The sequence below is a fragment of the Kitasatospora sp. NPDC042419 genome, from assembly GCF_056437345.1.
In genome coordinates this window covers 234582-259555 of the sequence record NZ_JBWKAW010000003.1, presented here as the reverse complement: position 1 = coordinate 259555, position 24974 = coordinate 234582, and the positions used below count along the sequence as shown (strand labels likewise).

At 75.1% G+C, this 24974-nt stretch carries 25 protein-coding genes and 3 tRNA genes; 14 read left to right on the top strand and 14 right to left on the bottom strand.

Annotated features, from left to right (window positions below):
* Positions 1–36: 36 nt before the first annotated feature.
* From AC067J_RS08510 to AC067J_RS08480, 7 genes are all read right to left on the bottom strand, one after another.
* Positions 37–1527, bottom strand: a complete 1491-nt coding sequence (locus AC067J_RS08510; RefSeq protein WP_478297129.1) for a nitrosuccinate lyase — start codon at positions 1525–1527, stop codon at positions 37–39.
* Positions 1524–3566 carry an FAD/NAD(P)-binding protein gene (locus AC067J_RS08505; protein ID WP_478297378.1) on the bottom strand — a complete coding sequence of 681 codons (2043 nt, stop codon included), beginning with the start codon at positions 3564–3566 and terminating at the stop codon, positions 1524–1526. Before AC067J_RS08505 ends, AC067J_RS08510 begins: the two co-directional genes overlap by 4 nt.
* Positions 3563–4900: an FAD-dependent monooxygenase gene (locus AC067J_RS08500; protein ID WP_478297128.1), complete on the bottom strand. Its 1338-nt coding sequence runs from the start codon at positions 4898–4900 to the stop codon at positions 3563–3565. Before AC067J_RS08500 ends, AC067J_RS08505 begins: the two co-directional genes overlap by 4 nt.
* A complete protein-coding gene (locus tag AC067J_RS08495; RefSeq protein ID WP_478297127.1) occupies positions 4897–6477 on the bottom strand; it encodes a class I adenylate-forming enzyme family protein in 1581 nt (526 codons plus the stop codon). The genes AC067J_RS08500 and AC067J_RS08495 overlap by 4 nt, the downstream gene beginning before the upstream one ends.
* Before the next feature lie 226 nt (positions 6478–6703).
* The gene (locus AC067J_RS08490) at positions 6704–7246 is read right to left on the bottom strand and encodes an SRPBCC family protein (protein WP_478297126.1); all 543 of its coding nucleotides are present in this window, start codon (positions 7244–7246) and stop codon (positions 6704–6706) included.
* A gap of 250 nt (positions 7247–7496) precedes the next feature.
* Positions 7497–7928 (bottom strand): GNAT family N-acetyltransferase, encoded by a 432-nt coding sequence (locus AC067J_RS08485; RefSeq protein ID WP_478297125.1) that lies wholly within the window; start codon positions 7926–7928, stop codon positions 7497–7499.
* 45 nt (positions 7929–7973) lie between these two features.
* Entirely contained in the window at positions 7974–8705 is a 732-nt protein-coding gene (locus AC067J_RS08480) for a TetR/AcrR family transcriptional regulator (protein ID WP_478297124.1), read from the bottom strand.
* A gap of 117 nt (positions 8706–8822) precedes the next feature.
* Between AC067J_RS08480 and AC067J_RS08475 the strand changes: the two genes are divergently transcribed.
* The 6 genes from AC067J_RS08475 to AC067J_RS08450 all read left to right on the top strand — a co-directional run bounded on the left by AC067J_RS08475 (position 8823) and on the right by AC067J_RS08450 (position 13197).
* Positions 8823–9206 carry a VOC family protein gene (locus tag AC067J_RS08475; protein WP_478297123.1) on the top strand — a complete coding sequence of 128 codons (384 nt, stop codon included), beginning with the start codon at positions 8823–8825 and terminating at the stop codon, positions 9204–9206.
* 168 nt (positions 9207–9374) lie between these two features.
* The gene (locus AC067J_RS08470) at positions 9375–10721 is read left to right on the top strand and encodes an FAD-binding oxidoreductase (protein WP_478297122.1); all 1347 of its coding nucleotides are present in this window, start codon (positions 9375–9377) and stop codon (positions 10719–10721) included.
* Positions 10722–10829: 108 nt separating this feature from the next.
* On the top strand, positions 10830–11351 hold the full coding sequence (locus tag AC067J_RS08465; RefSeq protein ID WP_327679412.1) for a SigE family RNA polymerase sigma factor: 522 nt from the start codon (positions 10830–10832) through the stop codon (positions 11349–11351).
* Positions 11348–12322 carry a hypothetical protein gene (locus AC067J_RS08460; RefSeq protein WP_478297121.1) on the top strand — a complete coding sequence of 325 codons (975 nt, stop codon included), beginning with the start codon at positions 11348–11350 and terminating at the stop codon, positions 12320–12322. The genes AC067J_RS08465 and AC067J_RS08460 overlap by 4 nt, the downstream gene beginning before the upstream one ends.
* 243 nt (positions 12323–12565) lie before the next feature.
* A complete protein-coding gene (locus AC067J_RS08455) occupies positions 12566–12796 on the top strand; it encodes a FitA-like ribbon-helix-helix domain-containing protein (RefSeq protein ID WP_478297120.1) in 231 nt (76 codons plus the stop codon).
* The gene (locus AC067J_RS08450) at positions 12793–13197 is read left to right on the top strand and encodes a type II toxin-antitoxin system VapC family toxin (RefSeq protein WP_478297119.1); all 405 of its coding nucleotides are present in this window, start codon (positions 12793–12795) and stop codon (positions 13195–13197) included. The genes AC067J_RS08455 and AC067J_RS08450 overlap by 4 nt, the downstream gene beginning before the upstream one ends.
* A gap of 101 nt (positions 13198–13298) precedes the next feature.
* Here the strand turns inward: AC067J_RS08450 and AC067J_RS08445 are convergent.
* The 4 genes from AC067J_RS08445 to AC067J_RS08430 form a co-directional block, all read right to left on the bottom strand.
* Positions 13299–13372: transfer RNA gene (locus tag AC067J_RS08445), tRNA-Phe, on the bottom strand.
* A gap of 27 nt (positions 13373–13399) precedes the next feature.
* Positions 13400–13473 (bottom strand) — tRNA-Asp (locus AC067J_RS08440).
* 56 nt (positions 13474–13529) lie between these two features.
* Positions 13530–13602 (bottom strand) — tRNA-Glu (locus AC067J_RS08435).
* Between the two features lie 124 nt (positions 13603–13726).
* On the bottom strand, positions 13727–14068 hold the full coding sequence (locus tag AC067J_RS08430; protein WP_478297118.1) for a metallopeptidase family protein: 342 nt from the start codon (positions 14066–14068) through the stop codon (positions 13727–13729).
* A 71-nt stretch (positions 14069–14139) separates the two neighbouring features.
* Between AC067J_RS08430 and crcB (AC067J_RS08425) the strand changes: the two genes are divergently transcribed.
* From crcB (AC067J_RS08425) to AC067J_RS08400, 6 genes are all read left to right on the top strand, one after another.
* Complete coding sequence (gene crcB / locus AC067J_RS08425) at positions 14140–14631, top strand: fluoride efflux transporter CrcB (RefSeq protein ID WP_478297117.1); 492 nt, start codon at positions 14140–14142, stop codon at positions 14629–14631.
* A complete protein-coding gene (locus AC067J_RS08420; protein WP_478297116.1) occupies positions 14628–15113 on the top strand; it encodes a DUF190 domain-containing protein in 486 nt (161 codons plus the stop codon). The genes crcB (AC067J_RS08425) and AC067J_RS08420 overlap by 4 nt, the downstream gene beginning before the upstream one ends.
* Complete coding sequence (crcB, locus tag AC067J_RS08415) at positions 15110–15484, top strand: fluoride efflux transporter CrcB (protein ID WP_478297115.1); 375 nt, start codon at positions 15110–15112, stop codon at positions 15482–15484. The genes AC067J_RS08420 and crcB (AC067J_RS08415) overlap by 4 nt, the downstream gene beginning before the upstream one ends.
* A 208-nt stretch (positions 15485–15692) precedes the next feature.
* Positions 15693–16646: a hypothetical protein gene (locus AC067J_RS08410; protein ID WP_478297114.1), complete on the top strand. Its 954-nt coding sequence runs from the start codon at positions 15693–15695 to the stop codon at positions 16644–16646.
* A gap of 219 nt (positions 16647–16865) precedes the next feature.
* Positions 16866–19124 carry a DEAD/DEAH box helicase gene (locus tag AC067J_RS08405; protein WP_478297113.1) on the top strand — a complete coding sequence of 753 codons (2259 nt, stop codon included), beginning with the start codon at positions 16866–16868 and terminating at the stop codon, positions 19122–19124.
* A 250-nt stretch (positions 19125–19374) separates the two neighbouring features.
* Positions 19375–20283, top strand: a complete 909-nt coding sequence (locus AC067J_RS08400; RefSeq protein ID WP_478297112.1) for a TIGR02452 family protein — start codon at positions 19375–19377, stop codon at positions 20281–20283.
* A gap of 30 nt (positions 20284–20313) precedes the next feature.
* Here the strand turns inward: AC067J_RS08400 and AC067J_RS08395 are convergent, their stop codons facing one another.
* Both AC067J_RS08395 and AC067J_RS08390 read right to left on the bottom strand, forming a co-directional pair.
* Positions 20314–20649 carry a hypothetical protein gene (locus tag AC067J_RS08395; protein ID WP_478297111.1) on the bottom strand — a complete coding sequence of 112 codons (336 nt, stop codon included), beginning with the start codon at positions 20647–20649 and terminating at the stop codon, positions 20314–20316.
* A gap of 177 nt (positions 20650–20826) precedes the next feature.
* Positions 20827–21984 carry a hypothetical protein gene (locus AC067J_RS08390; protein ID WP_478297110.1) on the bottom strand — a complete coding sequence of 386 codons (1158 nt, stop codon included), beginning with the start codon at positions 21982–21984 and terminating at the stop codon, positions 20827–20829.
* Between the two features lie 235 nt (positions 21985–22219).
* On the opposite strand from AC067J_RS08390, the gene AC067J_RS08385 reads away from it, so the two are divergent.
* Both AC067J_RS08385 and AC067J_RS08380 read left to right on the top strand, forming a co-directional pair.
* Positions 22220–23446 carry a low temperature requirement protein A gene (locus AC067J_RS08385; RefSeq protein ID WP_478297109.1) on the top strand — a complete coding sequence of 409 codons (1227 nt, stop codon included), beginning with the start codon at positions 22220–22222 and terminating at the stop codon, positions 23444–23446.
* Between the two features lie 12 nt (positions 23447–23458).
* Positions 23459–23917 carry an RICIN domain-containing protein gene (locus AC067J_RS08380; protein WP_478297108.1) on the top strand — a complete coding sequence of 153 codons (459 nt, stop codon included), beginning with the start codon at positions 23459–23461 and terminating at the stop codon, positions 23915–23917.
* 14 nt (positions 23918–23931) lie between these two features.
* On the opposite strand, the gene AC067J_RS08375 is transcribed toward AC067J_RS08380, so the two are convergent.
* Positions 23932–24882 (bottom strand): phosphorothioated DNA-binding restriction endonuclease, encoded by a 951-nt coding sequence (locus AC067J_RS08375; protein ID WP_478297107.1) that lies wholly within the window; start codon positions 24880–24882, stop codon positions 23932–23934.
* Positions 24883–24974 lie beyond the last annotated feature (92 nt).

Below are 24974 nucleotides of genomic sequence, written 5' to 3'. Positions count from 1 at the left end.
CCGGGGCCTTCCGGGGTGCTCGCGGGAGTCGGGGACTCAGGGACGGACCGCCCGGTCCACCAGGGCGCCGGCCGCTCCGGTGTACCCGGCCGGGTCGCACAGCGCGGCGATCTCCTCCGGGCCGAACCGGCCCGCCAGCTCGGGCTGTTCGGCGAGCACCTCGGCCAGCGGGCGGCCCTCGCGGTCCGCCGTCAGCGAGACGTCGGTGAGCAGCTGCTTGGCCACCGCCTTGCCGAGCTTCGGCGCCAGCCGGGCCGCGATCCGTTCGGAGACCAGCTGCCCGCCGGTGAGTCCGAGGTTGGCCGCCATCCGCTCGGGCCGGACGAGCAGCCCCTCGGCCAGTTCCACCGAGGTGTGCGCGGCGCCGCCGGCCAGCCGCAGGCACTCGCGCAGCAGCAGCCACTCGGCGTGCCAGGCACCGCCCGAGCGCTCGTCCTCGGTGACCAGGCACTGGGTCAGCCCGGCGGCCAGCACCGGGACCTGGAGCGCGGCGCTGCGCAGCAGGGTGGCCAGCACCGGGTTGCGCTTGTGCGGCATCGCCGAGGAGGCGCCGCGGCCGGCCACGGCGGGTTCGACCACCTCGCCGACCTCGGTCCGGGTCAGCGACTGCACGTCCACCGCGAGCTTGCCGAGCGCGCCGGCGGTGAAGGCCAGTGCGGCCGCCAGGTCGGCCATCGGGGTGCGCAGCGCGTGCCAGGGCAGCACCGGGCGGGCCAGCCCGGTCTCCGCCGCGAACGCGTCCACCAGCCGGTCCAGGTAGGCGCCGGCGTCGACGTCCGGGTCCGGCCCGTCCAGCCGGGCGTACTCCAGGTAGCCGGCCAGGGTGCCGGCCGCGCCGCCCAGGGACACCGGCAGGCCGTCCGCCTGGACGGCCGCCAGCCGCCGGTCGGCGTCCAGGACGAGCTGGCGCCAGCCGGCCGCCTTGAGGCCGAAGGTGGTCGGCACCGCCTGGAGGGCCAGGGTGCGCCCGGCGAGCACGGTGTCCCGGTGCTCGGCGGCCAGCGCGGCCAGCGCGCGGGCGGTGCGGTCGAGGTCGGCCCGGATCAGCCGCAGCGCCCGGGCCGCCACCAGCATCGCGCCGGTGTCGAAGATGTCCTGGCTGGTCGAGCCGCGGTGCACGTACTCGGCGGCGGACGGGTCCTCGGCGGCCACCACCCGGGTCAGTGCCTGGACCAGGCCGACCACCGGGTTGGCGGTCTCCCGGGAGGCCAGGGCCAGCGCCCGGACGTCGAACCGCTCGGCCCGGGCGGCCGCGGTGATCGCGGCGGCGGCCGGGGCGGGGACGGTGCCGAGCCCGGCCTGGGCGCGGGCCAGCGCGGCCTCGGCGTCCAGCATGGCCTGCAGCCAGGCCCGGTCGCCCACGGCCCGCTCGACCGGGGTGCCGGCGCGCACGGGGGAGAGCAGCCCGGAGTCCCGGTCGGCCTCCCGCGCGGCCTCCCGCGCGGCCTCCCGCGCGGCTTCCGTCCCGGCTCCGGCCCCGGCTTCCGCCTCGGGCTCCGCCTCCGTCGATTCGTGACGGTCCGTCATATCACCACGCCCCTCAGGTCGGTCTCGGCCGGCTGCGGTCGGACGGCCTCCGGCACCTCGGACACCAGCGGCAGCGCCAGCACCGCGCGGGCGATCGCGTCCGAGTCGCCGAGGGTCACCGAGTCCACGCCGGGGCGGATGCCCGCGGCGGTCACCCAGTGCACCGACTCGGTCGGTATCCCGTACGCGAACCGGCGCGGGTGCGCCCGTCCGCGGGCGTCCAGCAGCCGGTAGGGCCGCTCGGTGACGGCGAGGCCGCCGGTCTCGTAGCTGTTCCCGTGATCCCCGTGGATCCGGTAGGTGGTGCACTGCTCGGTCTCCAGCAGGTGCCGCAGCAGCGGATCGTCGGTGCGCCGCAGGTCGGGTTCGGGCAGCCGGGCCTCGATCAGCACCGAGGCCCGGACCGGCTCGCCCGGCACGGTGGCGGAGTGCGCGGTGAAGGCCGGGTCCACCGGGTCGATCCGGATCTCGGTGCCCGGGCCGAGCAGTTCCAGCACCCCTGCCTCGACCAGGGCGATCAGCTGCTCGATCCGCTCGGTCGGCGGGCCGATCGAGAGGAAGGCGTTCAGCGGGGTGTACCAGCCCTCCAGGTCGTCGCGGTGCGAGCCGCCCTCCAGGCCGCCGTGGTCGACCGCGAGCCGGACCTCGTTGCGCAGGTCGCGCAGCACGTCCAGGGCGGCCTTGAGCGGGCCGCTCAGGTTGCCGGCCCGGGCCTCGGCGACGTCCCGGCGCAGGTAGTCGAGCAGCCAGTCGCGGAACTCCGCCCGGTCGGCGAAATCGCGGCCGGCGTACGGCCGGGAGAGCCGCTCCCAGCTCCACCGGTCGGCCTCGGCGACGCCGTAGGCGTCGAGCAGCGCGGCCGGGTCGTCGGCGGCCAGGAACCGCTCGGTGAACTCCTCGCGCTCGGTGCCGCGCGCCTGCGCGGTGAGCAGGGCGCCGTAGTAGACGCCCTCCACCTCGCGGGAGATCAGCGGCCAGAGGTCGTCGGTGAAGCGGGCCGGTTCGCCGGACTCTGCCCGTTCGCGCAGCCGGGCGATCACCTCGGGGGTGAGCAGTCGGGGCAGATAACGGCCGTACGCGCCTTTCTCGTTCTCGCCGCGCGCGTGGTACGGGATGCCGCGCCGGGAGGTGGCGTACAGCCGCGGCTCGCGGCCGGAGGGCCGGTACACCAGCCTGCCGTCCGTCGGCCCGGTGTCCTCCGTGCCGTCGCCGTTGTTGCTGCTGCTGCCGCCGCCGACGTCGGCCGGGCCGGCGTCGACCCGTTCGAAGCGGCCGCCCCGGCCGAGCGTGAACAGCGCCATGTGGTCGAAGAAGTTGAGGCCCAGGCCGCGCAGCAGCACGGTCTGGCCGGGCCGGACGGTCACGTGGACGTCGGCCGGGTTGGCGGGGGTGACGTAGGTGAGGTGGTGGATCCGGGCCAGGCTGGCGGTGCGGGCCTCGCGCGGGGTGAGCCGGGCCGGCACGTGGCCCTGGGCCAGCACGATGGCGTCCAGCCGGTTGAGCCGGGTGCCGTCCTCCAGCCGGACGCCCTGCGGGCCGCCGGGCACGCCGTGCGCGTCGGCCATCGCGACCGCCCGGGAGCGGTGCACCCGGATGGTCATGGAGGGCGGGGCGGCGGCGACCACGGCGAGGAACGCGTCGTGCAGGTACTGCCCGTAGAAGGCACGGGTGGGGTAGGTGTTGGGGCCCAGTTCGGCGGCCTCGGCGAGGGTCCGTTCGTCGTGGCCGGCCGGGGCCTCGCCCTTGGTCAGGGACTCGGCCCACTCGTAGAGGCTGGGTCCCGGCTCGATCGGTCCTTCCACCCGGACGCTGTCGTCCGTGTAGACGGTGATCTGCGAGGCCACCGTGTTCATCAGCAGGTGCCGGGACTGGTCGGTGCGCCAGACCCGCCCTGCCCCCGGCGCCGCCGGGTCGACGACGTGCACGGTGACGGCGCACCCGGCGGGCGTTTTCCGTTCGTTGGCGCAGAGCCGCTCCAGTACCGAGAGGCCGCGCGGACCTGCGCCGATGACGCAGATCTGGAGATGGCGATCGATCATGCCCACGGCTCGCCATCGTAGTTGTGATGATCTGTTGATGAAAAGGTCTTGACTCCGTGCATCCAGGCCACATGCTCGTGCAACTCGCCTTCGGAGAGCCCGCCGAGCAGCTTGTTGCGGGCCGCCGCCTCCTCCCCGGCGGGGTGCCAGAGCCGGATCGACTCGCGGGCCGCCCGCTGGATCGCGGCGGTGCGGGCGCGCCGTTCGGCGGCGAACCGCTCGAAGGCGTCCGCCGGTTCAGTGGTCTGGACCATCAACTCGCCGAGCAGGACGGCGTCCTCCAGCGCCTGGCAGGCACCCTGCGCCGCGTAGTGCAGCATCGGATGGGCGGCGTCGCCGAGCAGCGCGACCCGCCCGTCCGTCCAGCCGTCCACCGGGTCGCGGTCCACCAGCACCCAGGACCGCCAGTCCTCGCCGAGCGCCAGCAGCCGGCGGGCGGCCGGCGCGGTGAGCCCGGCCAGCTGCGCGTGGACCAGCTCTCCGTCGACCGCCACGCCGGAGAGCGCCTCGGTGGCGCCGTTGTCCCGGGAGGCGGCCAGGTTGAGGTAGGCGCCGCCGGCGATCGGGTAGTGGACGAAGTGGCAGTGCGGGCCCGCCCACCAGGTGACCGAGGAGGGCAAGCGCAGTTCCTCGGGCACCCGCTCCATCGGGACGATCGCCCGGTAGACCGTGATCCCGGAGATCCTCGGCTCGCCGTCGCCGACGAGCTGGGCGCGGACCGCCGAGTGGATGCCGTCCGCCCCGACCAGCGCGTCGCCGGCGACCGCCCCGCCGCCGTCCAGCAGCGCCTCGGCGCCGTGCCCGTCCTGCCGGTAGCCGGTGACGGTGCTCGCGGCGCGCAGGTCGATCCGCGGGTCGGCCAGGCAGGCCCGGAGCAGCAGCCTGTGCAGCTCCGCGCGGTGCACCACCACGTACGGGTTGCCGAACCGCTGCCGGTACCGCTCGGTGAGGGTCAGGCTGGTGACGTGCTCGCCGGTCACGCCGTCCATGAAACGGAGTTCGGCCATGTGCACGCCCGCGGCCCGGACGGCGTCGCCGAGGCCGAGCCGCTCCAGCGCGAGGATGCCGTTGGGGGCGATCTGGATGCCCGCCCCGATCTCGGCGAACTCCGGGGCGCGCTCCAGGACGACCGCCCGGTGGCCGGCCCGGCTGACCGCCAGGGCGGTGGCCAGGCCGCCGATCCCGCCGCCGACCACGACGACCGTCGCCGGGGCACCGGGTCCGTCGGGTCCGCCGGGTCCGCCGGGTCCGTCGGGTCCGCCGGAGGTGCCGGGTGCAGGGGTGTCGGCAGCGCCGGTCGCGCCGGTCGCCGGGGTGCCGGGGAGCGTGCTCATCGGACCGGCCCGCCGTCCTCGGCGGCCGCCAGCCGACGGGCCAGCTCCAGCCGCTTGATCTTGGTGGTGGCGGTGGCCGGCAGCTCGCCCAGCTTCCACTGCACCGGCTCGGCCATCGGCGGCAGGCCCGCGGCGGCGGCCCGCCAGGCGGTGCGGTCGAGCGGCCGGTCGTCCTTGGTGCAGACGACCGCGACCGGCCGCCCGTCCGGTCCGGGGATGATGACCACCTCGGCGAGGTCGGCCAGCCGGGCGAACAGGGTGTCCTCGGCGGCCAGGGTGGAGCCGAAGCCCTCGATCACGTCGACCTCGCGGTCCAGCAGGTGCACACAGCCCCACCGGGTGCGGTAGCCGACGTCGCCCATCCGCCACCAGCCGTCGTTGACCTGCTTGTCGTACCGCTCCTGCTCGCCGAGGTAGGTGACGATCCGACCGTCGCTGCGGACCTCGATGAACCCCGGGTTCTCGGCCGACGGCGGCGCGCCGTTCCGGCTGACCACCCGGACCTCGGTGAAGCCGGGGAAGGCCATGCCGACGCACCGGCCGTCCGCGTCCGTGCCGCGCCGCTTCGAGAAGGACCGGGCCACCACCGGACCGACCTCGCTCTGCCCGTACAGCTGGCCGAAGACCGGGGCGCGGCGTTCGGAGGCGTTCAGCATGGTCTGCACGGTGCGCGGGTGGATCGCGTCGAAGGTGGAGGAGAACAGCTTGACGTTGGCCAGCGGGCGGCGCGGGTCGTCGGCCAGTTCCTCCCACTCCATGAAGGAGTTGGGGTGCGCCTCCAGGATGCCCGGCCGGAGCCGGGCGAACAGGTCGCCGACGTGCCGCGGGTCCGAATCGGCCAGCACCAGGATCGGGAAGCCCCGGAACAGCGAGATCGCCAGGGCGGTGACCAGTCGCGAGTGGACGAAGGAGACGTGCATCGCGATCGTCTCGCGGCCGGGGACCAGCGGACGGACGACGGCCGCCTGCGGGCGGTAGCGGGCCTCCAGGGTCCGGCCGGTGTGCACGGCCAGCTTGGGCGTGCCGGTGGTGCCGGAGGTGTGGGTGATCAGCGTCGGGTGCTCCGGCGGCATGGTCACCGGCGCGACCCGCGGCGAGCCGGCCAGCCCGGCCAGCGCGACCCCGTCGGGGTGGCTCCCGCCGGCCAGCAGGACGGTGTCGGCCAGCGCGAACACCTCGGCCGGCAGCTCCTGTTCGAGCTTCTCCCGGTCGGTGACGAGGAACGGCTCGTCGGTGCGGCGGATCAGTTCGGCGACCGTCGCGCCGTCCAGCTTCGGGGACAGCAGCACCGGGACGGCGCCGGTCCGCGCCACCGCGCAGGCGAGCAGGGTGATGTCGAAGCTGTTCGACTTGTAGACCACCACGCGGCGGCCCGGGCGGACCCGGGCCGCCCAGAGGCGGGACGCGAAGTCGTCGACCAGGTCGGCGATCTCGGCGACGGTGGCCCGCCGGCCCAGCTCGGGGGCGATGTCGAGGTCGTGGTCGAGGATCACCACGTTCGCGCCGTGCCGGACGGCGGCCCGCTCGAAGAGCGTGCCCAGCCGGATGCCCCGGTTGGCAATGCGCTGAAGTAGCACCGTTCCGCCCTCTCGTGGGTTCGGAATTGCTTTCAGGGAGGCTCGGGGGAGCCTGTCAAGGGCGCTGTTCAGGAGTGGCGTCAAGGGGAATGAAAGAGTGGTTCAGGGGGGGCTTCCGTTGCCGCATTCATCCGGATCAGCCGCCGTGGAATTCCGCTGCGGCGCGTGCGGGCGCGTGCGGGCGCGTGCGGCGCGCGGCCGGCTGCGGCCGCGGACCGGGGCGGTGTCAGCCCTTCTCGATGACCCGCCTGACGCGCTCCAGGGTCACGCCGAGGTCGCCCGCCACCTTCTCGCCCCACTCGGCGAAGAACCGCCGCTTCTCGTCGGCGTCCATCTCCGCGGTGATGCCGCGGATCCCCTCGGTGGCGGTACCCATCCGGAAGTGGTGCACCAGCAGGCTGCCGTCGCCGTCGGGCTCGATGTCGAAGGCCCAGACGCTGTCCTGGGCCCGGCCGCCGCTGTCCCGCATGGCCCAGCGGAAGGTCCGGCCCGGCTCGGCCGCCAGCACCTCGGCGTGGGTGAACCAGGTGCCGCGGACCACCGGCGCCCAGGCGACCACGTCCGGGCTGCGCAGGTTCTCGCCGCGGAACACCGAACCGACCGCTCCGGGCTCGCCGGAGACCCAGCTCCCGCCCTGGCATTCCGGGCTCCACTCGCCGCTGCGCGGGAGGTCGCTGATCACCGAATAGACCTCGGCCGGGCCGGCGGAAATCCGGAGCTCGGCGCGGGATGCGAAAAGGGGCGCGATTTCTGCGGTGTTTTCTCCCATGGCCGGAATCCTGGGCGGCGGCGCGCGGGAGGGTCAAAGGTCGTCCGGCGGGTCCGTCAAGTCCGGTGGTGGACCTGACAGATCAGCGGTGGGCCGGTCGGGCGGCGGGCGGCGGCCGGGTACGCTCCCGGCGCGCGCGTGGCCGGTGCGCGGTGCACGGACGGCCGGTGCGCGGCGTGGCCGGTGCACGGCGTGGCCGGTGCGCGGCGCACGGACGGCCCGGCGCGTCCCCCCGCCGCGCTCCGCGCGGCTACAGCTCCAGGCCGAAGTGCAGCGCCGTCACGGCCATCCGGTGCGCGTGGTAGAAGCGGTGCGCGCCGTGGTTGGCCGTCCCCGAGTCCAGCTCGATCCGGACGCAGCCGGCCGCCCTGGCCCGCTCCCGGAGGACGGCGAAGAGCTGCCCGCCGACCCCGGCGGACCGGGCCGCGGGAGCGGTCACCAGGTCGTCGACGAAGAACAGCCGCCCGCGGCTGGTGACCAGCACCCGGTGCGCGGCCACCGCCAGACAGCGCCCGCGGGCGTCGTACGCGGCCGTGAAGACCAGCCCCTGCCGGTGCGCCTCGGCGGCGAACGCGGCGAACCCGGCCGGGCCGAGCGCCGGCCGCAGCGCCCCGATCAGCGGTGCGACGTCGCGGGTCAGCGCCGGTGTCCCCGGCGCGACGTCGACGACGGTCAGTTCCATCCTCCCGGCCCCCCTGGCGGTGCGGCGGTTCTGCTGCTCCGGAGGCTACGCGGTCGCGCCGGGTGCGCGGTACACCTTGAGGAACGCCGTGACGCCGCTCGCCACGACCGCGGCCATCCGCTCCGCCGACATCGGGATCGCGCCGTAGAAGGTGGGCTGGGCGACGGCGATGAAGGTCAGCAGGTTGAGGTGGCGGGCCGCCTCGTCCGGGTCCGGCACCAGCAGCAGCCCGCGCTCGGCGAACTCGGTCATCCAGTGGGTCAGCACCCGGTGCGTCTCGCGGGGCCCGGCCTCCTGCCAGGCCTCCAGCACGGCCGGGCGGATGTGCAGCGCCTCCGCCTCGATCGTCCGGACGAGCGCCCAGTGCTCGGCGAAGGTGGTCAGCGACCCGACCCGGTCCAGGCCGAAGTCGATCAGGTCGGTGCGCAGGTCGACGATCTTCCGCAGGTGCCGGTCGGCGATCTTCGCCTGGGTGGCGGCCACCGCGGAGGCGCCCTCCAGGATCACCGACTGGAACAGCTGCTCCTTGTCGGCGAAGTGGTTGTAGATGGTCCGCTTGGAGACGCCGGCCTCGGCGGCGATGGCGTCCACGCTGGTGCGGGTGAAGCCCTCCCGGCCGAACACCGTGCGCGCCGCACGGGCGATCGCCACCCGCTTCTCCGGCATGCCGCGGTGGCCGGCGGCCGGGGCCGGGGCGGCCTGGGCCTGGGCGGCCGGAGCCGGGGCGGCCTGGGCCGGAGTGGCCGAAACCGGTGCCGTCGCGGTCTGTTCGACCATCGGAATACCCTCCTTGCAGTGCACTACATCGTGTAGTTTACGACATGCTTGACGTGAAGCGGACTTGAAGTCCTACGCTCGGTGGCACGTCCAGAACCACCCGGAGGGAAGCGTTCCATGGCCGTTCAGCTGAACCACACGATCGTTCCGGCGCGCGACGACAAGGAGTCCGCGCGCTTCCTCGCCGACGTCCTGGGCCTCGCCGACCCGGTCCACAGCGAGCCCTTCCAGATCGTCCGGCTCAGCAACGACGTCGCACTCGACGTCATGCAGGTCGACGGCCCGATCCCCACCGGGCACTACGCCTTCCTCGTCGACGACGCCGAGTTCGACGCGATCCTCGACCGGGTCCGGGCCCGCGGCCTCACCTACTGGGCCGACCCGTTCCACCGCCACCCCGGCCGCACCAACGACTGGTTCGGCGGCCGCGGCGCCTACTTCGAGGACCCGAGCGGCCACAACCTGGAGATCATGACCCGCGCCTCCGACGCGGGCCGCTGAGGCCCGCGCCGGACCGCCCGGCCGCGGCCCCGGGGGGAGGCCGCGGCCGGGTCCGCCCACCGGGGCCCCGCTCCCCGTGACGGGCCGTCGGTTCCACGACCGCACCGACCTGACAGAGAGCGGAACCGGACGGGATTGCTCCGCCCGCGACCGGGTTAGCCTCCCGGCATGATCGAGACCACAGGACCGGTGTACCGGCCGGGCGACGACGGCTACGAAGCCCAGCGGACCGGCTACAACCTCGCGTTGGACCACCACCCCGCACTGGTGGTGGCCGCCGCCGACGCCGACGACGTCGCGGCCGCCGTCCGGTACGCGGACGGCCACGGGCTCGCCGTCGCCGTCCGCGCCACCGGCCACGGCATCTCCGTACCCACCGACGGCCAGCTCGTCATCAGCACCGCCGGACTCAAGGGCGTCACGGTCGACCCGGTCGCCCGCACCGCCACCCTCGGCGCCGGCGTCCGCTGGCACGAGGTCCTCGCCGCCGCCGCGCCGCACGGCCTCGCCCCGCTCAGCGGCTCCAACCCCGACGTCGGCGCGGTCGGCTACACCCTCGGCGGCGGCATCGGCCTGCTCGGCCGCCGCTACGGCTACGCCGCCGACCACGTCCGCCGCCTCGACGTGGTCACCGCCGACGGCCGGCTGCGCACCGCCACCCCCGACACCGAGCCGGACCTCTTCTGGGCGCTGCGCGGCGGCAAGGACAACTTCGGAGTCGTCGTCGCCATGGAGATCGACCTCGTCCCGGTCGCCGGCCTGCTCGGCGGCGGCCTCTACTTCCCCGCCGAGTCCGCCTCCGCCGCGCTGCACGGCTGGGCCGAGTGGAGCCGGACCGTCCCCGAGGAACTCGCCACCTCCGCCCAGCTGATCCGCTACCCCGACCTGCCCGTCCTGCCCGAACCGCTCCGCGGCCGCTACGCCGCCGTCCTCCGGGTCGCCTGGAGCGGCCCCGCCGACGAGGGCGAGGACTGGATCAAGCCGCTGCGCGCCCTCGGCACCCCGCTGCTCGACACCGTCCGCGAACTGCCGTTCCAGGACGCCGGCACCATCCACCACGAGCCGCCGTTCGCGCACGCCGCGTACGACCGCAACAGCGCGCTGCGCGAGCTGGCCCCCGGGACGGTGGACGCCCTCCTCGACCTCGTCGGGCCGGACGCCGGCAGTCCGCTGATCGTCGAGCTCCGCCTCCAGGGCGGCGCCTACTCCCGTGAACCGGCCGTGCCGAACGCCGTCGGCGGCCGCGACGCGGCGTACCTGGCCTTCTCCACCAGCCTGATCGAACCGGGGCGGCTCGACGACCTGCGCGCCGCCCACCGCACCCTGCACGAGCGCCTCGGCCCGTGGTCCACCGGCGGGGCCTTCGCCAACTTCTTCGGCTTCGACGCCGCCGACCCGCGGACCGTCCGCACCGCCTACCCCGAGTCCGTCCACCGGCGGCTCACCGAGCTCAAGGCGGTGTACGACCCGGGCAACCTCTTCCGCCTGAACTTCAACATCCCGCCCGCCGCCTGACCTCCCGCCCCCGCCGCGTACCGTCTTCCGCACGTCTTCTCGTCCACTTCCCGGGTCCGGGCAACGGTTGGCGGCCGTCCCGGGCTCTGGGAGGGCGAGGAGGTGCTCATGGGAGCCAAGAAGGCCGAGCGGGACTTCGAGTTCAACGCGTTCATGACCGGTGCCTGGCCACGTCTGATGCGTACGGCGTTCCTGCTGGCGGGGGACCGGTACCTGGCGGAGGACCTGGCCCAGACGGCGCTGGAACGGACCTACGCGGCCTGGGGGAGGGTCACCCGGGCCGACGAACCGTACGCCTACGTGCGCCGGATCCTGATCAACGAACACGCCCGCCGGTTCCGGCGGAAGCCGCCCGAGCGGCTGGTCACCGCCGTGCCCGAGCAGGTCGGCCCGGACGGCTTCGCGCAGCTCGACGACCGGGCGGCGCTGGTCGCGGCACTCGGCACCCTGCCGCCGGGGCAGCGCCAGGCGGTGGTGCTGCGGTACTGGGAGGACCTCAGCGAGTCCCAGGCCGCCGCGGCCATGGGCTGCTCGGTGGGCACGGTCAAGAGCCAGGCCTCGAAGGGGATCGCCAAGCTGCGCGAGCTCTCCTCACTCAACACCAGGACGAGCATCGGAGGTGCGGCGTGAACCGCGACGAAACACAGTCGGACGGAGCGGTCGAGGAAGCGGCGGCGGTGGTCCGGGAACTGTCCGGACTGGCGGACACCGTGCGGATCGGCCCCGTGCCGTACGCCGCCGTCCAGGCCGGCGGCCGGCGCCGGGTGGTGCGGCGGCGGTCCGTGCTGACGGGGGTGATGGCGCTCGCCGTGGTCGCGGCCGTCGGCGGCGTCGCGGCCGTCAACGGCGGCATCAACCCGACCTCCGGGCCCGGGCCGCTGATCGCGGCGTCGGCGCCCCTCTCCCCGGCGCCGGGCACCGGGCAGGGCCCGGCCGCCGCGACCGGCCAGACCACCGAGACCGGGCAGACGGCCGCACCCACCCCCGGGGACCCGTTCACCCCCGTCCGGGTGCAGATGGCGTCGGGCACCAAGGACGGCAAGCCGTGGACCGCCTGGGCGGCCCTCTGGCCGGCCGTCTCCAAGGAGCAGGCCCTCCGGCAGGCCGAGCTGATCTGGGAGGAGGACAAGGCGGCGGGCTCCACCGACTCCGCGCCGACCCAGGGCTACGTCGACCAGTACCGGCACGCCGGCCACGACCAGGTGGTCTTCTACCTGGTCGTGGACGGGAAGCGGATCTCGCAGTCCCAGCAGAACGAGCAGCCCGCCCGGGGCGTCACCCCGTTCTGGGGCACCCCCCCGCCCGGCTACACCCCGCCCGGCGGCGTCGAGGACCTGCCCGGCGGCCCGGCCTTCCACCCGTGGGCCAAGAATGGCACGAGCGACCCGTTCTACGGCGCCCCCACGATGGGCTTCTTCCGGGTCGCCCCCGAGGCCGCCCGGGCCGAGGCGAAGTGGGCCGACGGCACCGTCACCCAGCAGCCGATCATCACCCTCGGCGACTCCCCGGTCCGCTGGTTCGCCGTCGTCGGCGACAAGGCCTCCTACAAGGCCAGCCTCTACCGCGCCGACGGCACCCTCTACGCCACCCAGAAGGACTGACCCGCCCGTCCGGGCCCGGGTGCGCGGATCCCGTGGTCGGAGCGGCCCCCGCCGCCCGGGTACGGGACCGCGCAGCCCGGACCCCGCGGCGGCGCACGCGGAAGGCCCCGGAGAGTCCGCTCTCCGGGGCCTTCCCCCGTCGTACGCCGTCGCCTGACCGGTTGGCGTCAGCGCCGGCGTCGACCGGTCTTCCGGCGCACCACGCTGATGACACTTTGCAGGCAGCGCAGCTAAAATGCATGCATGACTGCGATCACCATTCGTGAGGTTCCGGACTCGATTCTCGAAACTCTGAAGATCAGGGCAGCCCAGGGCGGAAAGAGCCTGCAGGCGTACCTGCTCGACCTCGTCACCCGTGAGGCGGCCACGCCGACCTTGGCCGAGATGATGACCCGCCTCGACCGGGAGACCCGCTCCGAGGTGAGTACGGCGGACATCCTCTCCGCGATCGACGAGGGTCGGGAGCGCCGGTGAACCTGAGCGTCGTCATCGACTGCTCCGCGCTGGTTCGGGTGCTCACCGACCACGGTCCAGCCGGCCGGGCCGTCCGCGACCGACTCCGCGGGCTGGACGTGCTCGCTGCCCCCGGCCTGCTCGACTACGAAATCGTCTCGGCCCTCTTCGGCATGGTGCGCGGTGGCAAGCTCGCGGAGAAGGAAGCGGTGAAGGCCGTTGCCGACTACCAGGCCCTCGCCATCGCGCGACATGAGACGCTGATCCTGTGGCAGCGCGTCCGAGAGCTCCACCACAACATCAGCGCCCATGACGCACAGTATGTGGCGCTGGCCGAGGCCCTCGGTGTGCCACTCGTCACCAGCGACGCCCGAATCCAGCGCAGCGGCGCGGCCAAGTGCAGCATCGAGGTCTTCGCGTAGCCGCCGGCGACCGGCTCGCCTGAGCCGTTGGCGTACGGGTGGGCGTGCCGGGCACGCAGAAGGCCCCGGAGAGCGAACTCTCCGGGGCCTTCCCAGTACGGTGGCCAGGGCCGGGGTCGAACCGGCGACCTTCCGCTTTTCAGGCGGACGCTCGTACCAACTGAGCTACCTGGCCGTACTGCACCGTCTCTTGCGAGACGAGCGATCCCGACGGGACTTGAACCCGCGACCTCCACCTTGACAGGGTGGCGAGCTAACCAACTGCTCCACGGGACCTTAGGTGGTGTCGCTCCACCAGGTCTTGCGTTACTGCACTGTACTACGGTACTGCGTGCCCCCAACGGGATTCGAACCCGTGCTACCGCCTTGAAAGGGCGGCGTCCTGGGCCACTAGACGATGAGGGCTTGCGGCCTGTCCCGCTGTTTCCAGCGTTCGGGGACGTCGAGAAGCATATGGGATGCCGGGCCGAACGCCAAAACGGGTTTCGGCCAGGTGGGGGGTGGGGCTCCGGCGGGGGTGGCGGCGGGGTCAGGACCAGCCGAGCTCGTCGAGCTCGTGGTCGTCGAAACCGAAGTGGTGGGCGACCTCGTGGATCACCGTGGTGCGGACCTCGTCGACGACCTGTTCGCGGGTGTCGCAGAGGCGGAGGGTGGGGCCGCGGTAGACGAGGATCCGGTCTGGCAGGACGCCGGCGTACCACTCGCCGCGCTCGGTGAGGGGGGTGCCCTCGTAGAGGCCGAGGAGTTCCGGGTCGGCGGGGTCGGGTTCGTCCTCGACGAAGACCGCGACGTTGTCCATCATGGCCGCGAGCTGCGGGGGGATCTGGTCGAGCGCGTCGCTGACCAGTACCTCGAAGTCTTCCCGGGTCATCTCCACCGGATCATTGTCGGGTCTGGGGTGACGGTGTGCCAGGCGGTCGGGGGCGGTGTTTCATGGGGCTCATGGCGACCTCGGAGGATGTGGTGCCGGACGGCCCGGTGGGGGACCCGTCGCGGGCGGTGGTCCGGCGGCGGCCCCCGGTGCTGCGCGGGCAGGGGCCGACGGTGGCGGTGGTGGCGGTCGGCGGGGCGCTGGGGGCGTCGGCGCGGTACGGGGCCGGGCTGCTCCGGCCGGCCGGGCCGGCGGACTTCCCGTGGACCACGCTGCTGGTGAACGTCACCGGGTGCGCGGTGATCGGGGTCTTCCTGGTGGTGATCACCGAGGGGCGGCCGGCGCATCCGCTGCTGCGGCCGTTCTTCGGGACGGGGGTCCTGGGCGGGTTCACGACCTTCTCCACGTACGCGGCGGACATCCGCCGGCTGGTGGGGGAGGGGCGGCCGGGCGCCGGGGCGGTCTACCTGGGGGTGACGCTGCTGGCGGCGCTGACGGCGGTCTGGGCCGCGGCCGGGGTGACGCGCCGTCTGGTCCGGCGCGGCGCGGGGAGGGCGGAGTGACGGGCCGGGAGCAGGGGGCAGGGCCGGAGCGGGCGCCGGAGCCGGCGCGGCTGGGCGGCGCGGCGCTGCGGCTGACCGTCCTGGTGGGCGAGAACGACCGCGTGCGGCACCGCCCGCTGTACAGCGAGATCGTGCACCGGGCGCGGGCGGCCGGGCTGGCCGGGGCGAGCGTGTTCCGGGGGATCGAGGGGTTCGGGGCGTCCTCCCTGGTGCACACGGCGCGGCTGCTGTCGCTGAGCGAGGACCTGCCGGTGGCGGTGGTGATCGTGGACACCGAGGAGCGGGTGCGGGCCTTCCTGCCGCTGCTGGACGGGCTGGTGGCGGAGGGGCTGGTGCTGCTGGACCGGTGCGAGGTGGTCCGGTACGCGGGGCGCGGCGGGGCCGGGGCGGGCGCGGACGGGCCGCAGGACGGTGCCGGCGGCGGTGCCGGTGCCGGCGGCGGGGAGGCGGCCGCGGGTCCGGGTGGGGAGGCCGGGGCGTGAACTGGCTGCTGGTGGTGGTCGGCGCGGTGGTCGGTGCGCCGCTGCGGTACCTGACCGACCGGGTGGTGCAGTCCCGGCACGACTCGGTGTTCCCGTGGGGGACGTTCGCCGTGAACGTGGTCGGCTGCCTGGTGCTCGGGCTGCTGACCGGGGCGGTGGCGGCCGGCGCGGCCTCCTCGCACCTCCAACTCCTGCTCGGGACGGGGCTCTGCGGGGCACTGACCACGTACTCGACGTTCTCGTACGAGACGTTGCGGCTGGCCGGTGGCGGGGCCGGGCGGTACGCGCTGGCCAACGTGGCCGGCAGCGTGGTGGCGGGCCTGGCGGCGGTCTACGCGGGTGCGGGCCTGGCGACGGCGTTCTGGGGCTGAGCCGGGCGGCGGGTGGGTCACCGCGCTGCGGACGCCCGTCCGTTCGGGGAACGTCCGTGCGGCTCCGGGGGCGGGGGCGGCGCTCGTTCGGGTGCTCCTGGTGGTCCGGTCCGTGTCCGTGCGCCGGGGGCGTGCGTTGGGCACCAGAAATGGTGGCCGCGCGCGGTGGTCGGGCGGCCCGGCCGGGGCGGGCAGGAGAGGGAGCGCGGTGGCGGCGAAGCGTGCGATGCGTGCGGTCCGTGCGGTGCGTACGGAGCGGGAGTCGGGTACTCGGGAGGGGCGGCCGGCGGAGCCCTCGGCGAGCGGCCGGGCGGCCCTGGAGCGCCCGGTGGTCGTCCGCCCGGCGGCGGTCCGACCGGCGGCGGTGGGGTCGGCGGTGGTGGGTCCGGCCGGGGAGCGCCCGGTGGTGGTGCGGACGCTCGCGGCGCGGGGGTCCGGGTCGCGCCCGGCGGTGGTCCGGACCGGGGTGGTGCGGGCGGCGGCCGTGCTGGCGGTGGCCGGGCTCGGGCTGACCGGCTGCATGTCGGTGGGGCCCGGTGCGGACGAGAGGCACGGCGCGGTGCCGGTCGGCCAGGTCGGCACGGCTGCCAAGCCCGGGACGGGTCCGTCGGCCTCCCCGACGGGCGGCGGGCACCAGGGTGGTGCGTCCGGGCGGCCGGAGCGCGCAGGGAGCGTGCAGGGGCAGAACGCGCCGGGTGGCGGTGGGCAGCTCGGCCCGGCCACCGGTGAGCCGCCCGCCGTGACGGGCGACCTGAGCGGCGCGAACGGCGTGCCCGTCGGCGCGGAGCCGGTGCCGGTCGGCGCACCGGGAGAGGTCGCGCCCGGCGCGAGTGGCACCGCCGGGGGATCGAGCGCCAGCCCCGCGCCCCACCCGGGCGCCGGTGCGCCCACCGGCGGGACGGCCGGCGGCGTCGGCGGCACCGCCGGGACGGGCCACACCACGGGCGGCACCGGCGCCACCACCGGAACGGGCCCCGGCACCGGGGACGGCCGTTCCGGGGGCTCGACGGCGTCCGCCCCGGCGGCGAGCCCGAGCGGGCGGCCGCCGGCCTCCCCGGAGCCCGGGCACACCACGCCCGCGCCGACCACGACCCCGGCGCCGGAGCCGTCGCCCGCCACGACGGCCTCCGCGGCACCCAGTGCGGGGACGGGAGGCCAGTAGCGCGGCCCGCCGGGCTTTGCTTCGCTGGTCTGGCCAGCGCATTTGCCTCTGATCCCCAGGCTCGTCTATGGTGGTAGATCGTTCGTTTGATCCATTTGACTGGCGCCCTATTTCACCTGGCGCCCTTGGCGCGTTCCGGCGATCCGTGGCTGACCGCATAGAGGCGGTTGTGAAACAGAACCCCGGACTTTGGCGCGTGCCACTTCCGGAAGGTTTTAGATGTCTCTCGTTGACGACGCCCGCTTCGCCATGCCTGCGAGCGAGGCCGCCGCCGATGCCGCAACCACCGACTCCCTCGACGCCGCCCAGCCGGCCGTCGAGGCCGACGCCGAGCTGATCGCCGCCGTCGACGCGGTCGACACCACCGACGCCGACACCTCCGCGACCGACGCGGCCGTCGAGGCCGACGACGCCGCCGAGGCCGAGGAGCCCGCCGAGCCCACCATCACCTTCGGTGACCTGGGCCTGCCGGACGACATCGTCCGCGCCCTCGCCAAGCGGGGCGTCACCACGCCGTTCCCGATCCAGGCCGCGACCATCCCGGACGCGCTGGCCGGCAAGGACGTGCTGGGCCGCGGCCGCACCGGCTCCGGCAAGACCCTCAGCTTCGGCCTGCCGCTGCTGACCCGCCTCGCCGCCGGCGAGCGCACCCGGGCCAAGCACCCGCGCGGCCTGATCCTCGTCCCGACCCGTGAGCTGGCCATGCAGGTCGCCGACGCCCTGGAGCCGTTCGGCTCGGTGCTCGGCCTGCGGCTCAAGGTGGTCTGCGGCGGTACCTCGATGTCCAACCAGATCTACGCGCTGGAGCGCGGTGTCGACGTCCTCGTCGCCACCCCGGGCCGTCTGCGCGACCTGATCAACCGCGGCTCCGCCAAGCTCGACGACGTCCAGGTCGCCGTCCTCGACGAGGCCGACCAGATGGCCGACATGGGCTTCCTGCCCGAGGTCACCGAGATCCTCGACCAGGTGCCGGCCGGCGGCCAGCGCCTGCTGTTCTCCGCCACCCTGGAGAACGAGATCGACACCCTGGTCAAGCGCTACCTGAACAGCCCGGTCACCCACGAGGTCGACCCGTCGGCCGGCGCGGTGACCACCATGACCCACCACATCCTCGTGGTGAAGCCCAAGGACAAGGCGCCGATCACCAACGCGATCGCCGCCCGCAAGGGCCGCACGATCATCTTCGTCCGCACCCAGATGGGTGCCGATCGCGTCGCCGAGCAGCTCGTCGAGGCGGGCGTGAAGGCCGACGCGCTGCACGGCGGCATGACCCAGGGCGCCCGTACCCGCGTCCTCGGCGACTTCAAGGACGGCTACGTCAACGTCGTCGTCGCGACCGACGTCGCCGCGCGCGGCATCCACGTCGACGGCATCGACCTGGTGCTCAACGTCGACCCGGCCGGCGACCACAAGGACTACCTGCACCGCTCGGGCCGCACCGCCCGTGCCGGCCGCTCCGGCATCGTCGTCACCCTGGTGCTGCCGCACCAGCGCCGCGGCGTCTTCCGCCTGATGGAGGACGCGGGCGTCGACGCCAGCCGTCACATCCTGGACCACGCCTTCGACGCCGAGGTGGCCCGGATCACCGGCGCCCGTTCGCTGGTCGAGGTCCAGGCGGAGAGCGCGGCGAACATCGCCGGCGCCGCCGAGCGCGAGGTCGCCGACATGGCCCGCCAGCTGGAGCGCGCGCAGCGCCGCGCCGCCGAGCTGCGCGACGAGGCCGACCGCCTGTCCGCGCGGGCCGCCCGCGAGCGTGCCGACCTGGGCATCGTGGACGAGGCCCCGGCCGCCGAGGCCGAGGGCGAGACCGCTGTCGCCGGCGAGACCGCCGCGGCCGAGTCGGCCGCGCCCGCCGCGGTGGCCGAGGAGCGTGCTCCGTACCGCGAGGCGCGCAACGAGCGCCCGGCGTTCCGCGAGGACCGTCCGGCGTTCAACCGTGACCGCGACGACCGTGGTGGCCGCTCCGGCGGTTTCAACCGGGACCGTGACGACCGTGGCGGCTTCAACCGCGACCGTGGGGACCGTCCGGCGTTCAACCGTGACCGCGACGACCGTGGTGGCCGCTCCGGTGGCTTCAACCGGGACCGTGACGACCGTGGCGGCTTCAACCGCGACCGTGGGGACCGTCCGGCGTTCAACCGTGACCGCGATGACCGTGGTGGCCGTTCCGGCGGTTTCAACCGGGACCGTGACGACCGTGGCGGCTTCAACCGCGACCGCGACGACCGCGGCGGCCGCTCCTTCGGCGACCGCCCGGCCCGTTCCTTCGGTGACCGTCCGGCCTTCGGCCGGGACCGCGACGAGCGCGGCGGCAGCAACAGCCGTCCGTTCTCCCGCCGCGACGACCACCGCGCCGGTGGCCGCCCGCAGGCCGGTGGCGGCTTCAACCGGGACCGTGACGACCGCGGTGGCCGCTCCGGCGGCTTCAACTCGGGCGGTTTCAACCGCGACGACCGCAAGCCGCGCTGGAAGAACTGACGTCGTAGCGCCGCGGCCTCCGGGCGAGGCCGCGGGGTGTGACGACTGAGTGTCGACGACGGGCCCGCTCCACTTCGGTGGGGCGGGCCCGTCGGCGTTCCCGCCGGTGGTGGCCCGGGCAGGCGCCGGGCGGCGGGCGCCGGGCGGGGGCGGCTCCCGCCCCGCGTGGTTCCGGCCCGACCGGCCCGTTGTTCTGCTGCTGAGAATAACCAGTGGCGCCGGGTGACCGGTGTCCCCTACGGTCGCCGACATGAGCAGCAGAATGCGCAACGTGGCGACGGAGAACGAGGGGATCGCCGAGCGGGGGAGCTACCGGGCGCCCGGGGGTGAGCTCGTGGACCTCGCCGGGCAGCTGGCGGCGGCCCGCGCCGGCACGGTGTCGTACGCCCCGGCGGAGCTGGACGCGCTGGTGGCGGCCGGCGGGCCGGGACCGCTGCCGGGGTCGGTGTCCGGGGCCGGGTCGGGGCGGGGCGCCGTGGAGGTCACGGCCGAGGGCAGCATCCCGGCGGCCCGGCGGCTGGTCGAGGCGGGGGCCGGTCCGGTCGGGGTGCTCAACTTCGCCTCCGCGCGGAACCCGGGCGGCGGCTACCTGCGGGGCGCCCGCGCCCAGGAGGAGGACCTCTGCCGCAGCGCCCTGCTGTACACCTGCCTGCTGGAGGCACCGGACTACTACGAGGCGCACCGGGCCTCCCGTGACCTCAGGTACAGCCACCGGGTGATCGTCTCGCCCGCGGTGCCGGTGATCCGGGGCGAGGGCGGCGAGCTGCTGGCCCGGCCGTACCCGGTCACCTTCCTGACCTCGCCGGCGCCGAACGCCGGTCAGCTGGCGCTGCACGCGGAGGCCGCGGGCGCGGGCACCGGCGCGGACACGGGTGTGCACGCGGCTCTGGACGCGGACGGGGCCGTGGACGTCCGGGAGGTGCTGGCCGAGCGGGCCGAGCGGGTGCTCGCCGCGGCGGCCCGGCACGGGATACGCACGCTGGTGCTGGGGGCGTGGGGCTGCGGGGTGTTCCGCAACGACCCGGCCCAGGTGGCCGAGGCCTTCGAGGGCGCGCTGTCCCGGTACGGCGCCGCCTTCGACCGGGTGGTGTTCGCGGTCTGGGACCGGACGCCCGTCTCGCCGAACCGGGCCGCCTTCGAGGCCCGGTTCGGAAGCTGACCGGGCCGCCGCCGAAGGCCCCGCCGGGCCTCAGCCCTTGCGGGTGACGACCGCCGACGTGACGGCCGAGGCGGCGACGACCACGCCGGTGACGGCGAGGACGGACGGCCAGGCGCCGATCCGCTTCGCCAGCGGGTGCGAGCCGCCGAACGCGACCACGTAGAGCCCGGTCAGCGCGGCAGCGGTGGCCGCGCCCGAACGGCGGTGCCACTGGGTGGCGGCCCCGGCCCCTGCCACGGCCAGGACGGCGCTGCCCAGTTGGCGCTTGCCGGTCCAGCGGGCGACGCCGTAGCCGCCGACCAGGCCGCTCGCCGCGGTCAGTGCGGCGGGCGCGGCGGCCGTGAGCGCGTTCGGGATCCTCGCCATCGTCGACTCCACTCCTCAGCAGACTCCTCGGACCTCCGACGATAACCCGGCCGTACCGCCCGCCCTCCGCCCGCCTCCGGCCGGGCCCTCCGTCCCCCTTCACCCGCCTCCGGCCGGGCCCGGCGCCCGCCCTTGCGTCCGCGCCGGGTCCTCGGCCCGTGCCCGCTGCCGGCGCCGCTACCGGACCGCCTGTTCGAAGGCGTGCGCCGGGGCTGCCGCGGCGAGCCGCGCCGCGGCCTCGGCCGGGGCCAGCACCCGCTCCAGCCGCAGCTCCCCCGGCACCTCCTCGATGAACCGTCCGGCGGACCAGCTCCGTTCGTACGGCTGCGGATCCAGGACGAGGGTGCGGACGCCGTCCACCACCGGGACGTCCTCCGGCGTGCCCTCGTTCCAGATCCAGCCGCCGTCCGGTGCGACCAGGTTGAACGCGCCGGTGGCGACGACCCGGTGCCGCCGGTCCACCCGCCCGGTCCGGGCGAGGGCGACGGCCTCCGGGGCCGGCCGGGCGCCGGGCAGGTGGCCGCCGCCGATCAACACCTCGGCGAGCAGCGTGTGCAGTTGGAAGTTGTCGGTCAGCCCGTCCATCCGGAGCAGGTAGCCGGTGCCGCTCGGGCGGTGCAGGACGAGCAGCGGTTCGTCGTCGAGCGTGCTCGCGAGGTACCGCAGACCCTTGAGGTCGTGCTGTTCGCCGGAGTACCGGTCGATCAGCGTGACCAGGACGTCCGTCACGCCGGCGTCCCGGGCGGTGCGGCGGACGGCGGCGTGCGTGTAGAGCGCGAACGCGGCCCGCTGCCACAGCGGGAGCGTCCACCAGCCGATCACGGCCCGGTGGGCGTGCCACTCGTCCATCCGCCCCGGTTCCTCGATCCGGGCGTGGGCGCGGCCGGGGCTGTCCCGGTCGGGGTCGTTCCCGTCCGGGTCGGGCAGGTCGTCCAGGCCGCCGTCGCCGGTCTCCTTCCAGCGCTCCAGCAGCAGCAGCGCGCCGGTCAGCGCCTCGCGCAGTCCGGCCAGGACGCGGTCGGCGCAGGCCACCGGGTCGGCGCCGCGCTCCACGCAGGCACCCACCATCATCGCCAGGTGGGCCCGAGGGAACGGCGGGGTGTCCGGCAGCAACGCGGCCAGCCGCGGGCCGACCGCCGCCGACTCCCGCTCCCCGGCCGGCCCGAGCAGCCCGCCGAGGCGTCGCAGCGCCGCGTCGAACCGCTCGCCGTCCTCGGCGTCCGGCAGTGCTGCGACGGCGGCCTCGAACTCGGCCACCGCCTCGGCGAGGGAAGTCGGCTGACGGTCCGACGGCCCGGTGGGGCCGTCCTGCTGGGTATGAGGGTCGAACACCATTCGCGGCAGCATAGAGGCCCGCCCGGGCACGGCCGTCCCCGGGTCGGATCCGGGGGCCGCGCCCGGGCGGTCCCCGTGCCGACGCCCGCGAGGACCCTCGGCCCGGCGCTCCTCCGCCGAGGCCCCTCGGTCGAATGATCCGCCCACGAGCGGTCTGCCGACGAACCGTCAGACCGCTGCCCGGCAGGTGGAATTCCCCCGCGCGGCCCGGCCTCCGTGCCCCATACTCACGCGGGTGACCGCGACCCCTGCCCGTGGCGACCTCGCCGCCGCCCCCGCCACCGCTGCCACCACGGCCCGCACCGGCCGGGCCGCCCCTGCCACCGCCCACGCCGCCGCCCCGGCCCCGGCCGCCACCACCGCCGACGGGGAACCTGCGCTGCGCGTCAGCCCGTTGGAGCTCTTCCTCGACCTCGTCTTCGTCTTCACCGTCACCCAGCTCACCGACAGCCTCGCCCACCACCTCACCCCGGGCGGCCTCACCCAGGTCCTGGTGATGCTGGCGGTGATCTGGTGGATGTACGACGCGTTCATCTGGCTGACCAACGCCATGCCGCCGCGCACCCACGGCCGACGGGGCCTGCTGCTGCTCGCGATGGCCGGCTTCCTGGTGATCTCGCTCGCCGTCCCGCACGCGTTCGAGGGCAGCGGGGTCGTCTTCGGCTGGGCGTACCTCCTGGTGGTGGCCGTGCACACCGGCCTGTTCGCGGTCTCCGGCGTGGCCCTCGGGCCGGTGCTGCGGATGGGCGGGCTCAACCTGCTGAACACCGCCCTGGTGGTGACCGGCGGCTACCTCACCGGCTCCGTCCAGCTCGCCTTCTGGGCGGCCGCCTTCGCCCTGCAGTTCGCGATACCCAGGCTGGTCGACCTGCCCAGCTTCCAGCTGCGCCCGGACCACTTCGTCGAGCGGCACGGGCTGATCGTGATCATCGCGTTCGGCGAGTCGGTGATCGCCATCGGCGTCGGCGCGGGCACCGCCGAGCCGACCGCGCCGCTGCTGGCCGTCGCCGTGCTGAGCCTCGCCGTCTGCGTCGGCCTCTGGTGGGCCTACTTCGGCCACGACGACGACGCGCGCGCCGAGCACCACATGGCCGGGCTGGCCTCGGACCGCCGCAACCGCCTGGCCGTCAGCGTCTACAACCTGGGCCACTACGGGCTGCTGCTCGGCGTGCTGCTGTTCGCCGCCGGGGTGAAGTCCGCGGTCGCGCACCCGGGAGCCCCGGTCACCACCGCCCAGGCCGCCGCGCTGGCCGGTGGCGTCGCCGTCTTCCTGACCGTCAACGCCGCCGTCCGCCGGACCTTCGCGCTCGGCCCGAACCTCCCGCGGCTGGTGGCCGCCGGCCTGGCGGCGGCCACGGTGCCGCTCGGCACCACCGCCTCCGCCCTGGTGCAGGTCGGCGCCGTCGTCCTGGTCCTGGCCGCCGCGTTCGCCTGGGAGCACCGGGCTGTCGGAGCCCGGTGAGAGACTCCCCCCGTGACTGACCACGTGATCACCGACGGCCTCTACCGGATCCGGAACGTCGCGGACGGCCTGCTGCTGGAGGTCGCCGACGGCAGCCGCCGCAGCGGCGCCAAGGTGGTGCTCGGCGCGGAGCGCGGTTCGGACGCGCAGCTCTGGCGGCTGAGCGCCGTCCACCCCGGCGGGGCGCTGTTCCACGTCGAGAACGTCGCCGGCGGCAAGCGCCTCGACGTCACCGGGGCCTCCCCGGAGAACGGCGTCCCCGTCCAGCAGTGGTCCGCCAACGCGTTCGGCGCCCAGGAGTGGCTGGTCGAGCACCACCTCGACGACCCCGGTACCTACACCCTCACCAGCTTCGTCAGCGGCAAGGCCCTGACGGCCCCGGACGGTCCGGCCACCGAGCCGCCCACCCCCGTCCACCAGTGGGAGGACACCGACTCGCCCGCCCAGTGGTGGCGCCTGGAACGGCAGTAGCGGGCCGTCGCCGGTCAGCCGAGGACGAAGCCCCCGTGCTTGAACACCGACCGGTCGTGCCAGCCCAGGTAGTCGTGCGCGCGCGCCGTGAGCGGGCGGTCGGGGAGCGCCACCGGGAGGTCGCCGAGGGCCAGCACGGCCCGGCCGGCGGGCGAGTCGGTCCGGTAGTGCGGGGAGACCCGGACGGTGCGGTCCTCCGTCACCCCGAGCACGCCGAAGTCGAACAGGGCGTGGTGCAGCGAGCAGAGCGCGAGCGCGTTGTCGACGACGTCCGGGCCGCCCTGGCTGTGCCACCGGACGTGGGCCGCCTCGATCCCCACGGGGGCGCGGCCGAGCCGGCCGTCGTACCCGCAGATCGCGCAGGCGTGGTCGAAGGCCCGCAGCACGTCGGCGGCGAAGCCGGCGGACCGGATCCGGCGCCGGGTGATCCGGTACGCGGGCCCGTCCGCGGCGGGGAGCTCCAGGTCGGCGACGTCCAGCTCGGGCAGCGCGACGTCCGCCTGTTCGCAGATCGCCGTCTCCAGGGTGGGGGTGAAGTGCCGGTCCAGCAGGAGCCGGACGGCGACGGCGAGGGTCGACGGGTCCTCGGCGAGCAGCCGTTCGACCTCCGGCCGCAGCCGGCCCACCGCGTCGACCCGCCGCAGCGCGGCGCCGCTGTCCCGGACGTCCTTCGTGCCGAGCGGCCGCCCGGAGCCGTCCCGCAGCGTCCAGAGGCTGCGTTCCAGGTGGACGAACGGCATGGCCGCGCGCTGGACGGCGGTGTTGCGGCCGACGGCGGGCCCGTAGTCGTTGATCAGCCGGCTGACCGGCTCCTCGGCCTCCGCGTACGGCACCTCGCTGGTGCCGAGGCGGGCGTGGCGGCCGAGCAGCCAGAGCAGCAGCAGCGGCTTGTGCGGGGCGCGCACGCCGTTGCTCTGCGCCTGCCGGATGCGGGAGAGGGCGGTGAGCAGTTCGCCGCGCCTCATGCCTCCTCCTCCCCCCAGGGGGCTCCCTCGGGAGCCCCCTGATCCGACCGCTCCGACCGCTCCGACCGCTCCGACCGCTCAGAGGCCTCCGA